Source organism: Streptomyces sp. NPDC006610 (genome assembly GCF_040611575.1).
GTDB lineage: Bacteria > Actinomycetota > Actinomycetes > Streptomycetales > Streptomycetaceae > Streptomyces.
Map to the genome: position 1 here is coordinate 41,206 of NZ_JBEXOP010000019.1, position 18,639 is coordinate 59,844.

The window sequence follows — 18,639 nt, forward strand, 5'->3', positions numbered from 1 at the left end:
TCTTCCTCGCTCACGAGTGCGGCTCGGGACGGGCGGGCGGAACGGTCACCGTGAGGCGCCCGCGGCGACGAAGAGCACCCCGGCCCAGGCCTCGTCGCTCCCGCCGGTCAGCCGCAGGGCGATGCGGTGGGCGCCGGTGCGCGCGGCGTCGCCGAGGCCGAACACGTCGGAGTCGTAGCCGAGGGTGTGCGCGTACGCCGGGACCCGTTTGCCCGACGCCCCGCTGATGGTCGAATTCAGCACGTCGTCGCGGGGGTTGGCGGCGTCGCCGAGCAGCGCGGGGGCCGCCCGGCCGGTGAACAGCGCCAGCGACTCCCCGGTACGGCCGCGGTCACCGTCGTAGGCGACCAGGCCGACCTGACCGGTCGCGTCCGGCGGCAGGCCCGGCAGCAGGATCTCCCGGCCCGCGCCGAGGACGTCGAACCCGTCCCACAGCGACAGCAGGCGCAGCGGCTCCTTCGGGTTCGCGTACGCCACGACGAGCGTCCAGCCGCCCCACGCCCCGGCCGCCGACCTGCCCATCGCCACGTTGAGCTGCGCCACCGTGTACAGGCCCGGCCCGCTGCGCCGCACCAGGCCGGTGACGTCCGCCGAGGCCTGGTAGGCGTCCGCCTCCGGGGCCACCCGGTGGCCCACGACGGTGTCCGCGAGGACCTCCTGGTACCGGCCGCCGGGTTCGGCAACCAGCACACGCGCGTTGTCCTCGCTCGGCTTCTGCTCGCCGACGCGCAGATTGCCGCCCCAGTACAGCCGCGCGTACGACACCGAGGAGCCCTTGGGCAGCCGGACCTCCGCGCGGGAGGAGTTGTAGGTGTTCGGGTCGCGGTCGACGTCGACGTAGGTCATCTGGAAGTCGCCGTTGACCGCCGGGCGGCCCGCGCGGGCGGCCGGGCAGACAGCGGCGCCGGCCGCGGACCGGGGCGCCGGACGGCAGGTGACGGCGGTGTTCGCCGCGCGGACGATGCCGCCGCGCTGCACCGCCCCGTACCGCTGGGCGAAGGGGACGTGTTCCGCCTCCGGCACGGGCGGCGCGCCCGCGCGGGCGGCGGCCGGTGCGGCGATCGCCGCGAGGGCGAGGGCGCCCGCTGCCGCGCGGCGCAGCAGCGGACCCAGGGAGTTGCTCATGACCGGCGTTGCCCTTCCGGGAAGCGGCCCCCTGCAAGGGGCGCGTCGGACGAGCGGCAACTCTAGCCACTAACCGGACTAATACCTCGAAACTCCTCAATCGTGTCGGATTGGTGAAACTGTCCCACCTGTCACATCACCCCTTTGGGGGCGCAACTCCCGGCCCTCCCGCGCGTTGACACAACGCCGGGCATCCGCCCGGATGTTTTTGTGTCAACCCCAAGGAGCATTTCTCCATGTCGCGTATCGCGAAGGGCCTGGTTCTGACCTCCGTCGCCGCTGCCGCCGTGGCCGGCACCGCCGGTGTGGCCACCGCCGACAGTGGCGCCAAGGGTGTCGCCGCCCACTCCCCGGGCGTGCTGTCGGGCAACGTCATCCAGGTTCCGGTTCACATCCCGGTCAACGTCTGCGGCAACACCGTCAACATCGTTGGTCTGCTGAACCCGGCGTTCGGCAACGAGTGCACGAACAAGTAGCGTTCTCCGCGCTCCGGCCGGCCGCTCTTCCCTGACGGGAGGGCGGCCGGTTCCTTTTGGCACCCTCTTTCTTTTTGTATTTCTTATGCATTCCGAGGGTTCGGAAATCCGAACGGGCCGCAGAAACCCTCTGCGGGCAGGGTTTCCGCTCCGGCCGGAAATCGTTGGGCAGGGCGCAACAATTTCCTCCGGCGGCCCCGGCCGCCGACGAAAGGACCACGATGAAGCCTCTGCAGGCCGCCGCTGTCGTTGCCGGATCCCTCGTCGTCGCCGGCGCCGCCGCGCCCGCGTTCGCCGCCCCGGCCGGCCCCACCCCGCCCACCAGCGTCACCGGCGCGGTGAAGACGATCACCTCCGAGCCCGTGGACGTCATGCCGCTGCGGCAGGAGACGCACGCGCTCGACACCGAGAAGGAGGGCTCCGTGCTGCACACCGCCAACAGCACGACCGAGAGCCTCAACCGGGCCCGCCTGCTCGGCGGCATGCCGGTGCGCTGACGCCCGGGACCGCCGGCGCGTGCGTCGCTCGATCGGGTGGAGCGGGCCGGGGCCGTCGTCCGCACGGGTGAGAACCCGGCGGGCCGCCCCGGGCCCCGCCACTAAGGTCGCGCCGTGACCACCGCACCCGGCGCGACCCGCCCCCTCCCGATGCCGCCGGCCCGCGGCCCGCGCTCCTGATGGCCCGCACCGCCGCCCACCGCGCCCGCCCGCCGGCCCCCACCGCCGGCGCCGGCCGCGCCCTCGCGGTGCTGCTGGTGCTCACCGGAGCCGCGGGGCTGCTGGCCTCCTGGGTCATCACCCTGGACAAGTTCAAACTCCTCGAGGACCCGGACTTCACCCCCGGCTGCAGCCTCAACCCGGTGGTGTCCTGCGGCAGCGTCATGGAGAGCGACCAGGCCGCAGCGTTCGGCTTTCCCAACCCCATGCTCGGACTGGTGGCGTACGGCATGGTGGTCTGCGTCGGCGTGAGCCTGCTGGCGGGCGCGGTCCTCCCCCGCTGGTACTGGCTGCTCTTCGCGGCAGGCTGTCTGTTCGGCGTCGGATTCGTGTCGTGGCTGCAGTTCGAGTCGCTCTACCGGATCAACGCGCTGTGCCTGTGGTGCGTCCTGGCGTGGATCGCCACGATCCTCATGTTCTGGTACGTCGTCTCCTTCGCCGTACGCCGCTCCTTCCTCCCCGCGCCGCCCGGACTGCGCACACTGCTCGACGAGTTCACCTGGGTCCTGCCGGCGGTGCACCTCGGGGTGATCGGCATGCTGATCCTGACCCGCTGGTGGGACTTCTGGACGAGCTGACCGGACGGCCGGCCGCCGGTCGGATGGTCCGCCGGTCGGATGGTCCGTCTGGAGGCGTGCGGGGTTCGGGAACGGGGCCGGACGGTTATGGCGGTACGGACCACCCGAACCGCACGAGGAGCACCCCATGGCCGTCAACGCGGGCGAACCCAGACCCCGGCGGAACGTGATGCGAGGCCTGCTCGGCTCGGCCGCCGCCCTCGCCCTGGCCCCCGTCGTCGCGGCGTCCCCTCCCCCCGAGGAAGCACTCCCCGAAGAACCCCGCGAGGTCGTGGTGTTCGAGGAGGTGTACCGGGGCCGCAGAATCCGCGGCGTCAGGTCCCTCGGGGACCAGGAGGTGCGGGTCACCGTGGACGGCCGGCCACTGCATCTGATGCGCCGCGCGGACGGCGGCTGGCTCAGCACGGTCGACCACTACCGCTCGTACCCGACCCCGCAGGAGGCCGCCCGCGCGGCCGTCGACGAACTGGGCCCGGGCGAGTCGCTGCGGGAGCCGCACGACGCCGGAGGGGGACACCGTGGCGTACGTCCGTAGGGACGTCAGCACGCTGACACGCGCAGAGAAGCGGCGCTTCGTCAACGCCCTGCTGGTGCTCAAGCGCCGCGGCGAGTACGACGAGTTCGTGCGCACGCACATCGCGTTCTACACGGCCGACGGCGAGGACGGCCTGCGCACCGCCCACATGACGCCGTCGTTCCTGCCCTGGCACCGCCGGTTCCTGCTGGAACTGGAGAAGGCCCTGCGCCGCGTCGATCCGTCGGTGACCATCCCCTACTGGGACTGGACCCGCGACCGCACGCCCACCTCGGCGCCCTGGACCGACGACCTGCTCGGCGGCAACGGACGGCCCTGGGACCGCCGGGTGACGACGGGACCGTTCGCCTACGCCGAGGGCAACTGGACCCTCACGGAGAACGTGACGGACACCGAGTTCCTCACCCGTGACCTCGGCCGCGCCCGCGATCCGATCCAACTGCCGACCAGGACCGACGTCGAGTGGGCCCTCGCCGACCCCGTGTACGACGCCCCGCCCTGGGACTCGACGGCGCGCCGGGGTTTCCGCAACAAGCTGGAGGGCTGGGGCGCGGGCCGGGGCAGCGTGTCCTGGCGCAACCACAACAGGGTTCACCGCTGGGTCGGCGGGGTGATGGTGGGCGGCGCCTCCGTCAACGACCCCGCCTTCTGGCTGCACCACGCCTTCGTCGACCTGCTCTGGTCACGCTGGCAGCGCCGGCACCGCGTACACCGGTACCTCCCGGCGAAGCCGCCGGGCCGCGGGGACGCCCAGCACGGCCGGGTGATCGCCCGGCACCAGCGGCTGCCTCCGTGGGACGTGACGCCGGATCAACTGGAGGACCACACGCGCTTCTACCGCTACGCGTGAGTCCGCGTCCGGGCGACGGCCGGTGAGTCGGGCCCGCCCCGGCCGGCCGCGTGGCACGGGAGAGCCCCGGCGCTCGGGGCTGCCGGGGCTCTCATCGGGTGCGGCGGGTACCGCTGGGTGTCGCGCTGTGCGGCGGTGGTGCGGGCGCTGCGCAGGTCAGCCGCCGTACGCGCCGGACTTCTTGCCGTCGCTGTTCTCGCAGGTGTTGCCGGCGGCCGGGTTCAGCAGCCCGCCGATGTTGACGGTGTTGCCGCACAGGTTGATCGGCACGTGGACCGGGACCTGGATGACGTTGCCGGACAGCACGCCCGGGGAGTGGGCGGCGACGCCCTTGGCGCCCGCGTCCGCCATGGCCAGACCGGCCCCGCCGAGAACCACGGCGCCCGTGCCGACGGCCACACCGGCGGCCTTCGCGATGCGAGACATCACGTTCTCCTTCTGACTCGGTGAGCGCGACAGCAGGACGCGCCGCCGCACTTTCCGCTCAACGCGGGGAGCGGGAGTCGGTCACGGGAATGATGTCCGTATCACCCGTTTTGAGGGGAAGGGTGAGTGGAGAGGCCCGATGGTCGTGCTGGCCGGAACCGGCCTGCTGTGTGGCGCCCCCGGCAGGACTCGAACCTGCGGCCAAGCGCTTAGAAGGCGCCTGCTCTATCCACTGAGCTACGGGGGCCGGTGTGGTGGCCTCTGTCGTGGTGCCCGCGTGCGGGCCGAACCGTGACGTCGCCGGGGTCAAGGATAGGGCTCCCGGCTCCTTGACCCTGTCGCTTCGCCTCCGTGGCTCAATGTGGAGGTTCAGTGAAGCGGTCCGATAATCGCAGGCAGGTGGCAAACGTGCAGCGCTTTTCGCGCCTCGCGCGCCGGGTGTTGTGTACTCGTTATGCCTGCGCTGTGCCTCTGTCCCCCTCGCCCTATGCGCCCCTTCTGTTCTGTCGGCGCGCAGACATGCTCATATGCTTCAGATATCCCATAAAATTGGGCATTCTTCGCATGTGGTGACCTTGGACGTACGGCCTCAGCTGCTCGACGCACTTTCCGCGCTGCGCGACCGCGTCGCCGCCGCACGCTTTCCGCTCCCGCTGGCGGGCGCTCCACGCGCGCGTGCCAACCGCGACGAACTGCTCGCCCAGCTCGACGACTACCTGGTGCCCCGGCTGAGAGAGCCCGACGCGCCCCTGCTGGCCGTCATCGGCGGCTCCACCGGTGCGGGCAAGTCGACGCTGGTCAACTCCCTGGTGGGCCGCAGGGTCAGCGAGGCGGGCGTACTGCGGCCGACGACGCGCACGCCGGTGCTGGTGTGCCACCCGGAGGACCACCACTGGTTCAGCGGCATGAGGGTGCTGCCCGGCCTCACGCGCGTGTGGGCGCCCCCGCAGGAGACCGGGGAGGACGACGATCTCCTCCTCCCCGGGGAGGACCAGACGCGCGTCCTGCGGATCGAGACCGTGGAGACCCTGCCGCCCGGCCTCGCCCTCCTCGACGCGCCCGACGTCGACTCCCTCGTCGCCGACAACCGCTTCCTCGCCGCCGAGCTGATCTGCGCCGCCGACATCTGGATCATGGTCACGACGGCCGCGCGGTACGCCGACGCCGTCCCCTGGCACCTGCTGCGCACCGCCAAGGAGTACGACGTCACCCTGGTCACCGTCCTCGACCGGGTGCCCCACCAGGTCGTCTCGGAGGTCTCGCGGCAGTACGGCGCGCTGCTCACCAAGGCCGGGCTGGGCGACGTGCCGCGTTTCACCGTGCCCGAGCTGCCCGAGTCGGCGTGGGGCGGCGGCCTGCTGCCGGCCACCGCCGTCGCGCCGCTGCGGACGTGGCTCGTCCACCAGGCACAGGACCCCGCGGCCCGGCAGCACGCCATGGCCCGCACCGCCTACGGCGTCCTGGCCTCCCTCCGGACCCGGCTGCCCGAGCTGGCCGGGGCCGCCGCCGCCCAGTACGCCGCCGCCCTGCGGCTCACCTCGGCCGTCGACCACGCCTACGACAGCGAGCACGCGCGCGTGCGCGGCCGGCTGCAGAGCGGGGCCGTGCTCGCGGGGGACGCGCTCAAGCGGTGGCGGGCCTTCCCGCTCGACTGCACCGCCGGGGAACTGCTCGACGCCCTTGTGGAGAGCCTGAGCGACCTCGTGCTGTGCTCCGTCACCGCCGCCGACGAACGGATCGACGAGGCCTGGCGGCGTGAACCGGCGGCGGGCGCGCCTGAGCTGGAGGACCCCGAGTCGACCCCGGAGAGCGCCGAGCACCGCATCGGGATGGCGGTGCGGCGGTGGCGGCGCGAGCTGGAGGAGTACGCCGAAGACGAGGTCCGCGCCCTGGACCGGAGCGTCGCGCCGGATCCCGAGGTGATCGCCGCGCTGGTCGCCACGGCGCTGCTCGGCGGGCGCCGGGCCAGGGTGGCGGGGGAAGGGCTCGCCGAGCGGCTCGGCGCCCACGGCGCGCTGCGGCTGCGCGACCGGGGCGGGCGGCTCCTCGTGGAGTACGTGGACCGGGTCATGAACGCCGAGCGCGAACGCCGTATGGCCCCGCTCGACGCGCTCGAGGTCCAGCCCGAGCCGCAGGCCGAACTCATCGCCGCGCTGTCCGTACTGCAGAAGGAGAGGTGACCGGTGACTGCCGTCACTGACCAGGACCAGGACCACACGGACCACACCGAGCACACGGAGCACACGGAGCACACGGAACAGGCCGACCGTGCCCGCGACGGGGGCGGGGGCGGGGGCGAGGGCGGGGGCGAAGGCGAAGGCGGCGAGGCCGGGAGGACGGGCGCCGAGGTCTCTGCCGCGGACGGTTCGGGTGCGGAGGGCTCAGCTGCCGGGGAGGCGGCCGACGAGGGGTCGGCTTCCGGGAAGGCCGGTTCCTCGAAGGCCGGCTCCGGGGCGACGGGCTCGGGGGACGGCGATCCCGGAGAGTCGGGTTCCCGTGGAGGCGAGGGCGCCGTGGAGGACGGCGTGGCCTCGGACGGGGACGCGGCGACCGACGGAGGGCGCCCGGAGGGCCGTACCGGAGCGGGCGGCTCCGCGGACGGGGATGCCGGGGATGCCGCGAAGGACCGCTCCGAGGAGGCCGGTTCCGCGGAACGGGAAGCCGGTGAGCGGCGGTTCTGGAGGAGCAGGCGCAAGGCCGCCGACACCGGTACGAAGAAGGGGGCCGGACGCGCGGTGGAGCATCGCGCACGCGGGCGGGCCGACGATGTCTACGGCGCGGACGCCGAGGACGCCTGGGACGACGGGCTGATCGCCCGGCGGGTGAACGAGGCGACCGCCGTCGAGCAGGCCGCCGTCGTGGAGCACCGGGCGTCGAGCCCGCAGACCGTGACCCCGCTCGCCTACGACGGCTCGCTGCGCTCGCGGCTCGACGCGCTGCGCGAGCTGGTGGGCCTGTCCCGCGCGCGGCTGGACAACCGGACCCTCGCCGAGGCCGGCCGGGTCCTGGACGAGGCGGCGGCCCGGCGCAAGCTCTCCGGACAGCACACCGTCGTCGCCATCGCGGGCGCCACCGGCAGCGGCAAGTCCCAGCTGTTCAACACGCTGGCCGGGGTGACCATCTCGGAGACGGGCGTACGGCGCCCCACCACCGCCGCGCCCATCGCGTGCAGCTGGAGCGACGGGGCCGCCACCCTCATCGACCGGCTCGGCATCCCCGGCCGGCTGCGCCGGCGCCCGCTGCAGAGCCCGGAGGCGGAGGCGCAGCTGCGCGGGCTGGTCCTGGTCGACCTGCCCGACCTCGACTCGGCGGCCGTGCACCACCGTGAGCAGGCCGAACGGGTCCTGGAACTGGTCGACGCGGTCATCTGGGTCGTGGACCCGGAGAAGTACGCCGACGCCGTGCTGCACGAGCGCTATCTGCGTCCCATGGCCGGGCACGCGGAGGTGATGTTCGTCGTGCTGAACCAGGTCGACCGGCTGCCCGGCGAGGCGGCCGACCAGGTCCTCGACGACCTGCGGCGGCTGTTGGACGAGGACGGGATCGCCCTCGGCGAGTACGGCGAACCGGGCGCGACCGTGCTCGCGCTGTCCGCCCTCACCGGGGAGGGAGTCGCGGAACTGCGCGAGGTGCTCGGCCAGTTCGTGGCGGAGCGGGGCGCCGCGGCACGCCGAATCTCGGCGGACCTGGACGCCGCGGCGGCACGGCTGTGGCCCGTCTACGCCACGCGCCGCCGGCCGGGGCTGAGCGAGGAGGCGCGGGACGAGTTCTCCGCGCGGCTCGCGGACGCCGTGGGCGCGACGGCCGCGGGAGAGGCGGCCGAGCGGGCGTGGCTGCGCAACGCCAACCGCGCCTGTGGGACGCCCTGGCTGCGGTTGTGGCGGTGGTACCAGGAACGGCGCGAACCGCCCACCGGGCGGCTGCCGGTGCGCACGCAGGCCGATGAGCAGGCGACGGCGCGGCAACGGGTCGAGCAGGCGGTACGGACGGTCGCCGACCGGGCGTCGGCGGGGCTGCCCGCGCCCTGGGCGCAGGCGGTGCGCGAGGCCGCCGTGCGCGGGTCCCAGGGGCTGTCGGAGGCGCTGGACGAGTTGACGGCACGGGCCGGGCTGCCGCCGGGCCGGCCGCCGACGCCGGGCTGGTGGCCGGTGGCCGTGCTGGTGCAGGCCTGCATGACCCTCCTCCAGATCGTCGGGGGGTTGTGGCTGGTCGGGCAGATCGTCGGGGTCATGTCGCCGAACCTCGGGGTGCCGGTGCTGCTGATGGTGTCCGGGATCGTCGGAGGCCCGATCGTGGAGTGGAGCTGCCGGATGGCGGCGCGGGGACCGGCCCGCAGATACGGCCTGGAGGCGGAACGCCGGCTCCGGGAGGCCGCGGCCGGGTGCGGACGGGCGCGGGTGCTGGACCCGGTCGCGGCGGAACTGCTGCGGTACCGGGAGGTGCGGGAACAGTACGGGCGGGTGATCGGGGCGCGGGCTGGGGGGAGGTAGCGGGGAGGGGGACCGGCCGCGGGTCGGCCTCCCGTCCTCTCGGTGCCTCGCCCTTCAGCGCTTCGTCCTTCGATCCTTCGATCCTTCGGTGCTTGGGGTGCTTGGGCCTTTGGCGCTTGGGCCCTCGCTTCCTCGATCGGGTGGCGGAGTTTTCCACAGGTGGGGGACGGTCCACAGCGCCCGGCGGGCCCGGCCCGGCGGAGGCAGTCTGGTTCCGCGGCGATCACGACCGGCGAGGTCGCCGCATCAGACGCAGCCGTACGGGACGGGCCCGTCGGCGTGTCCGCCCGGCGCGTGAACGGTCGGGCGGGGAGGGACGAGTGAGATGAACGAGACGCTGATCTGCGCGGTGGGCAACGTGGCGACGCAGCCGGTGTACCGGGAGCTGGTGGCGGGGCCGTCGGCGCGGTTCCGGCTGGCGGTGACCGCGCGGTACTGGGACCGGGAGAAGAACGTGTGGGCCGACGGGCACACCAACTTCTTCACGGTGTGGGCGAACCGCCAGCTGGCCACCAACGCGGCGGCCTCTCTCTCGGTGGGCGACCCGGTTGTCGTGCAGGGCAGGCTGAAGGTCCGCACGGACGTGCGCGAGGGCCAGAGCTGGACGTCCGCGGACATCGACGCCGTGGCGATCGGCCACGATCTGGCGCGCGGCACCTCGGCGTTCCGGCGCGGCAACGGCAAGACCGAGAGCGGAGCGGCGGGTTCACCGTCGCAACCGGAGCCGTCGTGGGAGACGCCGGCCGGAGAGGAGGGGTCCGGGGCGGCCGGTGACCATCAACGCGCCCTGGAATCCGCAGCGGTGACGTGACGTCGGCCGTGACGGCGGCCATGCCCGTCGACTGACCGAACTGCGGCTTATCGGCGATTGCGTTACTGAACGCCCCGAGCGGATTTGTCGATAAGCCCAGTTCATGGGCGGTCCTGCGATAACGATTCCGATTCGGATCACCGGCCGACTCGATCACCGGGAAGGCTGATGCGCCCGCGTCCTTAGGATGCGGGAGTTGGCTCTTGTGCCGTGATGATTCTGCTGGCGGGACCGCCCCCCACGTCAACGGGTCCCGCCCGGAGGGGAATTTAGGTGTTTGCTTCGTTCTCCGCACTGTCCGTACGCGGTCGCGGGGCGGCCCGCCTCGCCGCCGTGACGATGGTGTCCGGGCTCGCCGCCGGAGTGCTGGCGACGGCCGGTCCCGCCGTCGCGGCCGGAACCGGGGCGGTGCGGGGCCAGGGCGGAGCGACCGCCACGATGGGCGGTCTGGAGACCTACGGCACGGCGGTCCTCCACACCGACGAGGGCGACCAGGAGATATCCGCCGGTCTGTTCGAGATGTCCGTCGAAGGCGGCGGCACGCTCCAGACGTACTGCGTCGACATCCAGAACCCGACGCAGAAGGACGCCAAGTACCACGAGACGCCGTGGAGCGGCACCTCGCTCGGGGCCAATGACGACGCCGGCCGGATCCGCTGGATCCTGCAGAACTCCTATCCGCAGGTGAACGACCTCGCGGCGCTCGCGCGGCGGGCCGGCATCGACAGCGGGCTCAGCGAGCAGGACGCGGCGGCCGGCACCCAGGTGGCGATCTGGCGCTACTCCGACGGCGCCGACGTCGAGGCCGCCGACCCGCAGGCCGAGAAGCTCGCCGATCACCTGGAGAAGAGCGCCCGCGACGCCGCCGAACCCGGGGCGTCCCTGACCCTGGACCCGTCGGCGCTCTCCGGCCACCCCGGCGAGCTGCTGGGCCCGGTGACCGTGCACACCAACGCGGACAGCGTCACGGTGGCCCCGCCGGCCGACGCCGAGACCAGCGGCGTGCGGATCGTCGGCAAGGACGGTGAGGACGTCACCACCGCGCGCGACGGCAGCGAGCTGTTCCTCGCGGTGCCCGAGGACGCCGACGACGGCTCCACCGAGGTGACCCTCCAGGCCTCCACCACCGTGCCGGTCGGCCGGGCCTTCGCCTCCGAGAGCCGCAGCCAGACCCAGATCCTGGCCGGCTCCAGCGCGTCCACGGTCTCGGCGACCGCGAGCGCCACCTGGGCGGCGACGGGCGCGATACCCGCGCTGTCCGCCAAGGAGAACTGTGCCGAGGGGGCGGTCGACATCACGGCCGTCAACGAGGGCGACGCGCCGTTCGTCTTCGAGCTGATGGGCGTCGAGCACAGCATCGCGGCGGGGGAGTCGGAGACGGTGTCGGTCCCGTTGCAGGAGGACCAGGCCTACGACTTCACGATCACCGGCCCCGGCGGTTACGACCAGCGCTTCGCCGGCGTCCTCGACTGCCTGACCCGCACCGACGAGGCCGAGCAGGCGGGCGACTCCCCGCAGCTCCTCGCCGAGCCGAGCCCGGCCACGGTGGGCAGCACCGACGCCGACGTCAACCTCGCCGCCACCGGCAGCTCCAGCGCCACCCCCCTGATAGGCGGCGCGGCCATCGCCCTGGTCGTCATAGGAGGCGCGGCCCTGGTGCTCGTACGAAAGAAGAAGACGCCCCAGGACTGACCCTGCGGCCCGGGCCCCGTACTGGGAGTGCTCGGACGTGGTCGGTCCCGGCCGGTCAGGCGGGGCGCCACGCGGGCCACCGGAGCGGGACGTTGCTCGCGGGGCAGAGGCCGGAGTCGCCGGGGCGGCCGCCCAGCGTGCCCCGGCTCGCGAAGAGCCACCGTGCGAGCCCCACGGTCGGGACGACCACCAGCAGCGCCGGCGGCGACGGGCCCGCATCGGAGGGTCTCCGCCCCGGAGGGAGGTATTAGGGGGTGGCCGGCGCTCGCCGGCGCGGCCGGTCGGCCTCCGTCGCAGGGAAACCCCAGGTCAGGACCGCCGGATCGGACGGGTTACCACCCAGGGATGGACGTACGGCAAGATGGGGTGTATCTGCCCACTGCCAGATTTCAAGCTGCCGGACGGTTTCTCTTGGCTGAGTTCATTTACACCATGCGCAAGGCGCGCAAAGCGCACGGCGACAAGGTGATCCTCGACGACGTCACCCTGAACTTCCTGCCGGGGGCGAAGATCGGCGTCGTCGGCCCGAACGGCGCCGGTAAGTCGACCGTGCTCAAGATCATGGCGGGGCTGGAGCAGCCGTCCAACGGCGACGCCTTCCTCTCTCCCGGCTACAGCGTCGGCATCCTGCTCCAGGAGCCCCCGCTGACCGAGGACAAGACCGTCCTGGAGAACGTCCAGGAGGGCGTCGCCGAGATCAAGGGCAAGCTCGACCGGTTCAACGAGATCGCCGAGCTGATGGCGACCGACTACTCGGACGCCCTGCTCGACGAGATGGGCAAGCTCCAGGAGGAGCTGGACCACGCCAACGCGTGGGACCTCGACGCCCAGCTGGAGCAGGCCATGGACGCCCTGGGCTGCCCGCCCGGCGACTGGCCCGTCACCAACCTCTCCGGCGGCGAGCGGCGCCGCGTCGCGCTGTGCAAGCTGCTGCTGGAGGCGCCCGACCTGCTGCTCCTGGACGAGCCCACCAACCACCTCGACGCGGAGTCGGTGAACTGGCTGGAGCAGCACCTCGCCAAGTACGCGGGCACCGTCGTGGCCATCACCCACGACCGGTACTTCCTGGACAACGTGGCCGAGTGGATCCTGGAGCTCGACCGCGGGCGCGCCTACCCCTACGAGGGCAACTACTCCACGTACCTGGAGACCAAGGCGACCCGTCTCAAGGTCGAGGGCCAGAAGGACGCCAAGCGCCAGAAGCGGCTCAAGGAAGAGCTGGAGTGGGTCCGCTCCAACGCCAAGGGACGGCAGGCCAAGTCCAAGGCCCGTCTCGCGCGGTACGAGGAGATGGCCGCCGAGGCCGAGAAGATGCGGAAGCTGGACTTCGAGGAGATCCAGATCCCGCCGGGCCCGCGCCTGGGCAACGTCGTCGTGGAGGTCAACAACCTCCACAAGGCCTTCGGCGAGAAGGTGCTCATCGACGACCTCAGCTTCACGCTGCCCCGCAACGGCATCGTCGGCGTCATCGGCCCGAACGGCGCCGGCAAGACCACCCTGTTCAAGATGATCCAGGGTCTGGAGCAGCCCGACTCCGGCACCATCAAGGTCGGCGAGACCGTCAAGATCTCCTACGTCGACCAGAGCCGCGAGAACATCGACCCGAAGAAGACGCTGTGGGCCGTCGTCAGCGACGAGCTGGACTACATCAACGTCGGACAGGTGGAGATGCCCTCGCGGGCCTACGTCTCCGCGTTCGGGTTCAAGGGTCCGGACCAGCAGAAGCCGGCCGGCGTCCTCTCCGGCGGCGAGCGCAACCGCCTGAACCTGGCGCTCACCCTCAAGCAGGGCGGCAACCTGCTCCTCCTCGACGAGCCGACCAACGACCTCGACGTCGAGACCCTGTCCTCGCTGGAGAACGCGCTGCTGGACTTCCCCGGCTGCGCCGTGGTCGTCTCCCACGACCGGTGGTTCCTGGACCGGGTCGCCACCCACATCCTCGCCTACGAGGGCGAGTCCAAGTGGTTCTGGTTCGAGGGCAACTTCGAGTCGTACGAGAAGAACAAGATCGAGCGGCTCGGTCCGGACGCCGCCCGTCCGCACCGTGCCACCTACAAGAAGCTGACCCGGGGCTGATCTTGCGGCACATCTACCGCTGCCCACTGCGCTGGGCGGACATGGACGCGTACGGCCACGTCAACAATGTGGTGTTCCTCCGCTATCTGGAGGAGGCCCGTATCGACTTCCTGTTCCGCCCGGACAAGGACTTCCGGCAGGGGTCGGTGGTGGCGCGCCACGAGATCGACTACAAGCGGCAGCTCGTCCACCGGCACGCGCCCGTGGACATCGAGCTGTGGGTCACCCAGATCCGGGCCGCCTCCTTCACCCTCTCCTACGAGGTGAAGGACGGCGACCAGGTCTACGTCCGCGCCTCGACGGTCATCGTGCCGTTCGACTTCGAGGCGCAGCGTCCGCGCCGGATCACCGCGGAGGAGCGGGAGTTCCTGGAGGAGTACATGGACGACGCGGACGCTGCCGCCGACGCCGGCGGCAGTGGTGGCGAGGAGGAGGCCGTCGCGGCATGACGGTGCTCCACCTCGCCGACGACGGGGAGGCCGCGGACCTCGCGGCCTTCCTGTCCCGGCTGCTCCACTACGACCGTGGAGCCGCGGTGCGCCTCCAGGCCGCGGGCACCGCGCTCGCCGTCTTCGGCCGGCCTCCGTCCTTCGAGGTGCTGGCGGTCCGCGCGGTGCGGCTGGCCAAGCCGTACGAGAACGGGCTGGACGTCACGCTGGACGTGACCGTGTCCGCAGGTGAACTGCTGGAGGCCGTGGACGGGACGGCGGCCACGGCCGCGGTCCCCGGCGCGGTCACCGGGCCGCCGTGGGCCGGGGTGCTGCCCCCGCGCGGAGGCTGGCGGACGGAGGCCGGGCTGCCCGGGGCGGACGAGCTGCGGGCGCTGGTCGCCGCGGCGGTCGCCGAATTCCGCACCAGGTCCCAGGAGTTGCCGGCCGAGAGCCGGACCCGGGCCGAACTGGACCGGATCGGGCGCGACATATGGTCCCGGACGGTCGGACGGACCGCGCTCCCGGTGCGCGCCGTGCACGCCGCACAGTCCCTCGGCTTCGTCCGCCCCGGCACCGGCGACCAGGAGCTGGGGCTGCTCTCCTCGGGCGCCTGGCTGCGCCTGCGGACGCCGTACGGGTCGGTCGCGGTGCGGCGGGCGGGGCTGGGGGCGCTGGGCGTCAGCGTGCGCTGACGCCCGCCCGCGTCGGGGCCGGTGACGGGGCCCGTGAGGTCAGTCCGGAGTGTTGATCATCGAGGCGGCGGCGTACGTCAGGTAGTTCCACAGCGTCCGCTCGTGCTCCTCGGACAGGCCCAGCTCGTCGACGGCGTCCCGCATGTGCTTCAGCCAGGCGTCGTGCGCCGCCCGGTCGACGGCGAACGGGGCGTGGCGCATCCGCAGCCGCGGGTGCCCTCGGTTGTCGCTGTACGTCGTCGGACCGCCCCAGTACTGCATCAGGAACAGCACCAGGCGCTCCTCGGCCGGACCCAGGTCCTCCTCGGGGTACATCGGCCGCAGGATCGGGTCCTCGGCGACTCCCTCGTAGAAACGGTGGACCAGGCGGCGGAAGGTCTCCTCCCCGCCGACCTGCTCGTAGAAGGTCTGCTCCTGAAGCGTGCCGCGCCGAATCTCATTCACGCCGTCCATGGTCTCAGACGCGGGGACCGAGGTCTGCGGCCCTAGGACCACGGATACCACGAGGCGCCGGGCGCTCGCCTCGCGGCGGGAATCGCAGGACAGTGGACCCATGGGTGCGCAGGCTCTCGACACGGACACGGGCGACGACGGTCCCGAGCGCGGCGAACGCCGCGAGGGCGACGAAGGCTGCGAAGGGCTGGAGGCCGTCGCCGCCTCGGCGCGGGCCGCGCTGGTGCGGGAGATCGACGCCGACGGGGCCTGGGAAGCGGACCCGGTGTGGCGGGAGGCCTTCGCGGCGGTGCCCAGGCATCTCTTCGTGCCGTACTACTACGTGGGCGTCGTCGGCGGCTACGAGCGGCACTGGGGGGAGAGCCCCGATCCCGCCGCGCGTGAGCGCTGGGCGCGCGGCGCCTACGAGGACGCCCCGCTGGCCACCCGGCTGCGCGACGGCGAGCTGCTCTCCTCCAGCAGTCAGCCCTCGCTGATGGCGATGATGCTCGTCGCGCTGCAGGTGGAGGACGGCCACCGGGTGCTGGAGATCGGCGCGGGGACCGGCTACAACGCGGCCCTGCTCGCGCACCGGCTCGGCGACGGCGGTCTCGTCACGACCGTCGATCTGGAGCCGGAGATCACCGAGTCGGCGCGGCGGCACCTGGACGCCGCCGGGTACCACCCGGTCGTCGTCACCGGGGACGGCGCGCGCGGTGTGCCCGAACGCGCTCCCTACGACCGCATCATCGCCACCTGCGCCCTGCCGTCGATTCCGCGCGCCTGGCTCGCCCAGTGCCGTCCCGGCGGGCGCATCCTGACGCCGTTCGCCACCGGACTGGTCGCGCTCGACGTCCGGGGCGCCGGGCAGGCCGAGGGCCGCTTCCTGCACACGTCCGCCTTCTTCGTCCCGCTGCGTGGCGGCGCCGGGGCGGAGCCGGAACCGGCGGCGCTGGGCGGGATACCGCTGCGCGGCCGGGACAGCGACTCGTTCCGCTTCCTGGTGGCGCTGACCCGCGGCAGGCTCGACCCCCAGGAGGCGTACGCGCTGTGGGAGCGGGAGGGGGAGCCGCCGCGCGAGCGGTACGGGATCACCGTCAGCGGCGAGCACGCGTGGGCGTGGCTGGACGAACCGGAGGGGCCGTACGCCTGGCCCCTCCCGTCGTCCTCTGCGCAGCGTTAGCCGCGACGGATGGTGATCGTCGTCCAGGCGCCGACGTGGACGCGGTCGCCGTCCTGGAGCGGCACCGGCACGAAGGGCTGGATCGGCTCCTCGCCGCCGTTGACCGTGGTGCCGTTGGTCGAGTTCTGGTCGACGATCGCCCAGCTGCCGTCGGGCTGCTGCACCAGCACCGCGTGCTGGTGCGAGACGCCCGGGTCCTCCGGCGGCACCGACAGGTCGATGTCGGGGGTGTCGCCGGTGGAATGGCGGCGCCGGCCGATGGTGACCTGGTTGCCGGAGAGGGTGCGCTGCTGTTCCGGTGAGTACGCGGGCAGGTTGAGGCCCGCGGCCTCCGGGCCGGAGCGCTGCATCATCGCCATGAAGTACGCGCGGTCGGGGCCGATCGTCGCCGTCCAGGTGGCGGGCCGCTGCGGGCCGCCGGGGTGCGGGTAGCCGTAGCCGCCGGGCTGTCCCTGTCCCTGTCCCTGTCCGGGGCCGGTGTGGGAGGGCGGGGGGAGCACCCAGTCGTCGTCGGCGCCGCCGCCGAAGGGCGCGCCGCCGCCCGGCTGCTGCCGGCCCGGCTCCTGCGGGAAGCCGGGGTGAGCGGGCGGAGCGGACGGACCACCGGGCTGGTGGAACGCCTGCGGCGCGCCGGGACCGCCGGGCGGGGTGGGGCCGGGCGGCGGGGGCGCCGGCCGCGCCGGGTCGCCGCCGAAGCCAGAGGGGCCGCCGGGGCCGCCGGGCGGGCCCGGGTTGCCGAAGCCGCCGGGACCGTCCGGTCCGCCGGGACGGCCGGGGGCGCCGGGACCGGGGCCCTGCGGGCTGCCGGGTCCGCCGAAACCACCGGGGCCGCCGGGACCGTCTGGTCCACCGCGTCCGCCGTGAGCACCGGGTCCGTTGGGACCACCGGATCCCCCCGGACGACCGAAGTCACCCGGGCCGCCAGGGCTCCCGGGCCCGGGGCGCTCGCCGAACATGCCGGAGCCGCCCGGGCCCCCGAAGCCGCCGGGCCCCTCCGGCCCACCGCGCCCACCCGGCCCACCGAAGTCGCCGGGACCGCCGGGTCCACCGGGTCCGCCGGGACCACCGGGTCCGCCGGGACCACCGGGGTTGCCGAAGCCGCCGGGACCGTCCTGCCCGCCGCGCCCGCCAGGACCGCCGGGCGCGCTGGGAGCGCCCGCGCCGCCAGGTCCCCCGGGGCCGCCGGGATTGCCGAAGCCGCCCGGTCCGTCCTGCCCGCCGCGGCCACCGGGTCCGCCCGGACCACCGAAGTCACCCGGCCCACCGAAGTCGCCGCGACCACCGGGACCGCCGGAGCCGCCAGGTCCCCCGGGGCCGGGGCGTTCGCCGAACATGCCGGACGGGCCGCCCGGGTTGCCGGGTCCTGCCGGTCCACCCGGGCCGGGGCGCTCGCCGAACGGGCCTCCCGGCCCGCCCTGGCCGCCGGGCCCTCCCGGTCCACCCGGACCGGGACGCTCACCGAACGGGCCTCCGGGCCCACCCGGACCCGGACCACCGGGGCCCTGCGGCCCGCCGGGGCCGCCGGGGTTGCCGAATCCGCCCGGTCCGTCCTGGCCCCCGCGTCCACCGGGACCGCCCGGACCACCGGGGCCTGCCGGACCACCCGGGGCCGAACCGAACGGCGGCCCCGACGGGATCGGCTCCGCCGGGCGGTTGACCTGGGACGGGCGGGAGCCCTGGTACTCGTAGGAGTCCGTCCCGCCGAACGACGGCGGCTGGAAGCGCGGTGCGGGCGTCGACGGGCGCGGGGCGGCCGGGGTGTACGACGTCGCCGTGTTGGTGAGGAAGTTCCACCGGCACTCCTCGCAGAACGGCGCGGCGCCCTCACGGGGCGTACGGCACTGCGGGCACAGCTCGGGCGGCGAATCCGGAACCGCGGACGGGTGCGGACGTCCGCCCTGTTGACCGCCGTTCGGCCCGCCGGGCGGCGGGAAGCCGTAACCGCCGGTGGGCGGCGGCGGGGGCGGGGGTGGCGGAGGCACGGCACCGGCCATGCGGTGACCGCAGACCTCGCACCAGTCGTCGGAACCCGACTGGTGTCCGTTCGGGCAGGTCGGCATGTCGGCGCTTCCCCCTCTCCTTTCCGGCCGGTGCGGCCGGATTTCTCCAACCCCCAGGGGCCGGGC

17 protein-coding genes and 1 tRNA gene are annotated in these 18,639 nt (G+C 73.5%); 13 read left to right on the top strand and 5 right to left on the bottom strand.

Annotated elements, in window-relative coordinates; translation table 11 throughout:
• Positions 1 to 45 precede the first annotated feature (45 nt).
• Positions 46 to 1,125: a DUF3344 domain-containing protein gene (locus tag ABZY13_RS17445; protein ID WP_356631515.1), complete on the bottom strand. Its 1,080-nt coding sequence runs from the start codon at positions 1,123 to 1,125 to the stop codon at positions 46 to 48.
• Between the two features lie 236 nt (positions 1,126 to 1,361).
• On the opposite strand from ABZY13_RS17445, the gene chpG reads away from it, so the two are divergent.
• From chpG to ABZY13_RS17470, 5 genes are all read left to right on the top strand, one after another.
• On the top strand, positions 1,362 to 1,601 hold the full coding sequence (chpG, locus tag ABZY13_RS17450) for a chaplin ChpG (RefSeq protein WP_356631517.1): 240 nt from the start codon (positions 1,362 to 1,364) through the stop codon (positions 1,599 to 1,601).
• 221 nt (positions 1,602 to 1,822) lie between these two features.
• On the top strand, positions 1,823 to 2,098 hold the full coding sequence (locus ABZY13_RS17455) for a hypothetical protein (RefSeq protein ID WP_356631519.1): 276 nt from the start codon (positions 1,823 to 1,825) through the stop codon (positions 2,096 to 2,098).
• Between the two features lie 179 nt (positions 2,099 to 2,277).
• Positions 2,278 to 2,895 carry a vitamin K epoxide reductase family protein gene (locus ABZY13_RS17460; RefSeq protein WP_356631521.1) on the top strand — a complete coding sequence of 206 codons (618 nt, stop codon included), beginning with the start codon at positions 2,278 to 2,280 and terminating at the stop codon, positions 2,893 to 2,895.
• Between the two features lie 127 nt (positions 2,896 to 3,022).
• Positions 3,023 to 3,430, top strand: coding sequence for a tyrosinase family oxidase copper chaperone (locus ABZY13_RS17465; RefSeq protein ID WP_356631523.1), 408 nt, complete (start codon positions 3,023 to 3,025; stop codon positions 3,428 to 3,430).
• Complete coding sequence (locus ABZY13_RS17470) at positions 3,414 to 4,280, top strand: tyrosinase family protein (RefSeq protein ID WP_356631525.1); 867 nt, start codon at positions 3,414 to 3,416, stop codon at positions 4,278 to 4,280. Before ABZY13_RS17465 ends, ABZY13_RS17470 begins: the two co-directional genes overlap by 17 nt.
• A gap of 156 nt (positions 4,281 to 4,436) precedes the next feature.
• Here ABZY13_RS17470 and ABZY13_RS17475 read toward each other — a convergent pair whose 3' ends face one another.
• Positions 4,437 to 4,706: a chaplin gene (locus tag ABZY13_RS17475; RefSeq protein WP_356631527.1), complete on the bottom strand. Its 270-nt coding sequence runs from the start codon at positions 4,704 to 4,706 to the stop codon at positions 4,437 to 4,439.
• Between the two features lie 171 nt (positions 4,707 to 4,877).
• Positions 4,878 to 4,953 (bottom strand) — tRNA-Arg (locus ABZY13_RS17480).
• Between the two features lie 319 nt (positions 4,954 to 5,272).
• Between ABZY13_RS17480 and ABZY13_RS17485 the strand changes: the two genes are divergently transcribed.
• The 7 genes from ABZY13_RS17485 to ABZY13_RS17515 all read left to right on the top strand — a co-directional run bounded on the left by ABZY13_RS17485 (position 5,273) and on the right by ABZY13_RS17515 (position 14,898).
• Positions 5,273 to 6,886: a dynamin family protein gene (locus tag ABZY13_RS17485; protein WP_356631529.1), complete on the top strand. Its 1,614-nt coding sequence runs from the start codon at positions 5,273 to 5,275 to the stop codon at positions 6,884 to 6,886.
• Positions 6,887 to 6,889: 3 nt separating this feature from the next.
• Positions 6,890 to 9,196 carry a GTPase gene (locus tag ABZY13_RS17490; RefSeq protein WP_356631531.1) on the top strand — a complete coding sequence of 769 codons (2,307 nt, stop codon included), beginning with the start codon at positions 6,890 to 6,892 and terminating at the stop codon, positions 9,194 to 9,196.
• Positions 9,197 to 9,521: 325 nt separating this feature from the next.
• Complete coding sequence (locus ABZY13_RS17495) at positions 9,522 to 10,007, top strand: single-stranded DNA-binding protein (RefSeq protein WP_356631533.1); 486 nt, start codon at positions 9,522 to 9,524, stop codon at positions 10,005 to 10,007.
• Between the two features lie 273 nt (positions 10,008 to 10,280).
• Positions 10,281 to 11,699, top strand: coding sequence for a TQXA domain-containing protein (locus ABZY13_RS17500; protein WP_356631535.1), 1,419 nt, complete (start codon positions 10,281 to 10,283; stop codon positions 11,697 to 11,699).
• A 411-nt stretch (positions 11,700 to 12,110) separates the two neighbouring features.
• A complete protein-coding gene (gene ettA / locus ABZY13_RS17505) occupies positions 12,111 to 13,775 on the top strand; it encodes an energy-dependent translational throttle protein EttA (protein WP_356631537.1) in 1,665 nt (554 codons plus the stop codon).
• Positions 13,776 to 13,777: 2 nt separating this feature from the next.
• Positions 13,778 to 14,224 carry a thioesterase family protein gene (locus ABZY13_RS17510; RefSeq protein ID WP_356631539.1) on the top strand — a complete coding sequence of 149 codons (447 nt, stop codon included), beginning with the start codon at positions 13,778 to 13,780 and terminating at the stop codon, positions 14,222 to 14,224.
• Positions 14,221 to 14,898 (top strand): hypothetical protein, encoded by a 678-nt coding sequence (locus ABZY13_RS17515; RefSeq protein ID WP_356631541.1) that lies wholly within the window; start codon positions 14,221 to 14,223, stop codon positions 14,896 to 14,898. Before ABZY13_RS17510 ends, ABZY13_RS17515 begins: the two co-directional genes overlap by 4 nt.
• A gap of 39 nt (positions 14,899 to 14,937) precedes the next feature.
• Here the strand turns inward: ABZY13_RS17515 and ABZY13_RS17520 are convergent, their stop codons facing one another.
• On the bottom strand, positions 14,938 to 15,351 hold the full coding sequence (locus ABZY13_RS17520; protein ID WP_356631543.1) for a globin: 414 nt from the start codon (positions 15,349 to 15,351) through the stop codon (positions 14,938 to 14,940).
• 100 nt (positions 15,352 to 15,451) lie between these two features.
• Here ABZY13_RS17520 and ABZY13_RS17525 point away from each other — a divergent pair, with 100 nt between their 5' ends.
• On the top strand, positions 15,452 to 16,513 hold the full coding sequence (locus tag ABZY13_RS17525) for a methyltransferase domain-containing protein (protein WP_356631545.1): 1,062 nt from the start codon (positions 15,452 to 15,454) through the stop codon (positions 16,511 to 16,513).
• Here ABZY13_RS17525 and ABZY13_RS17530 read toward each other — a convergent pair.
• A complete protein-coding gene (locus ABZY13_RS17530) occupies positions 16,510 to 18,573 on the bottom strand; it encodes an FHA domain-containing protein (protein ID WP_356631547.1) in 2,064 nt (687 codons plus the stop codon). The genes ABZY13_RS17525 and ABZY13_RS17530 overlap by 4 nt on opposite strands.
• Positions 18,574 to 18,639 lie beyond the last annotated feature (66 nt).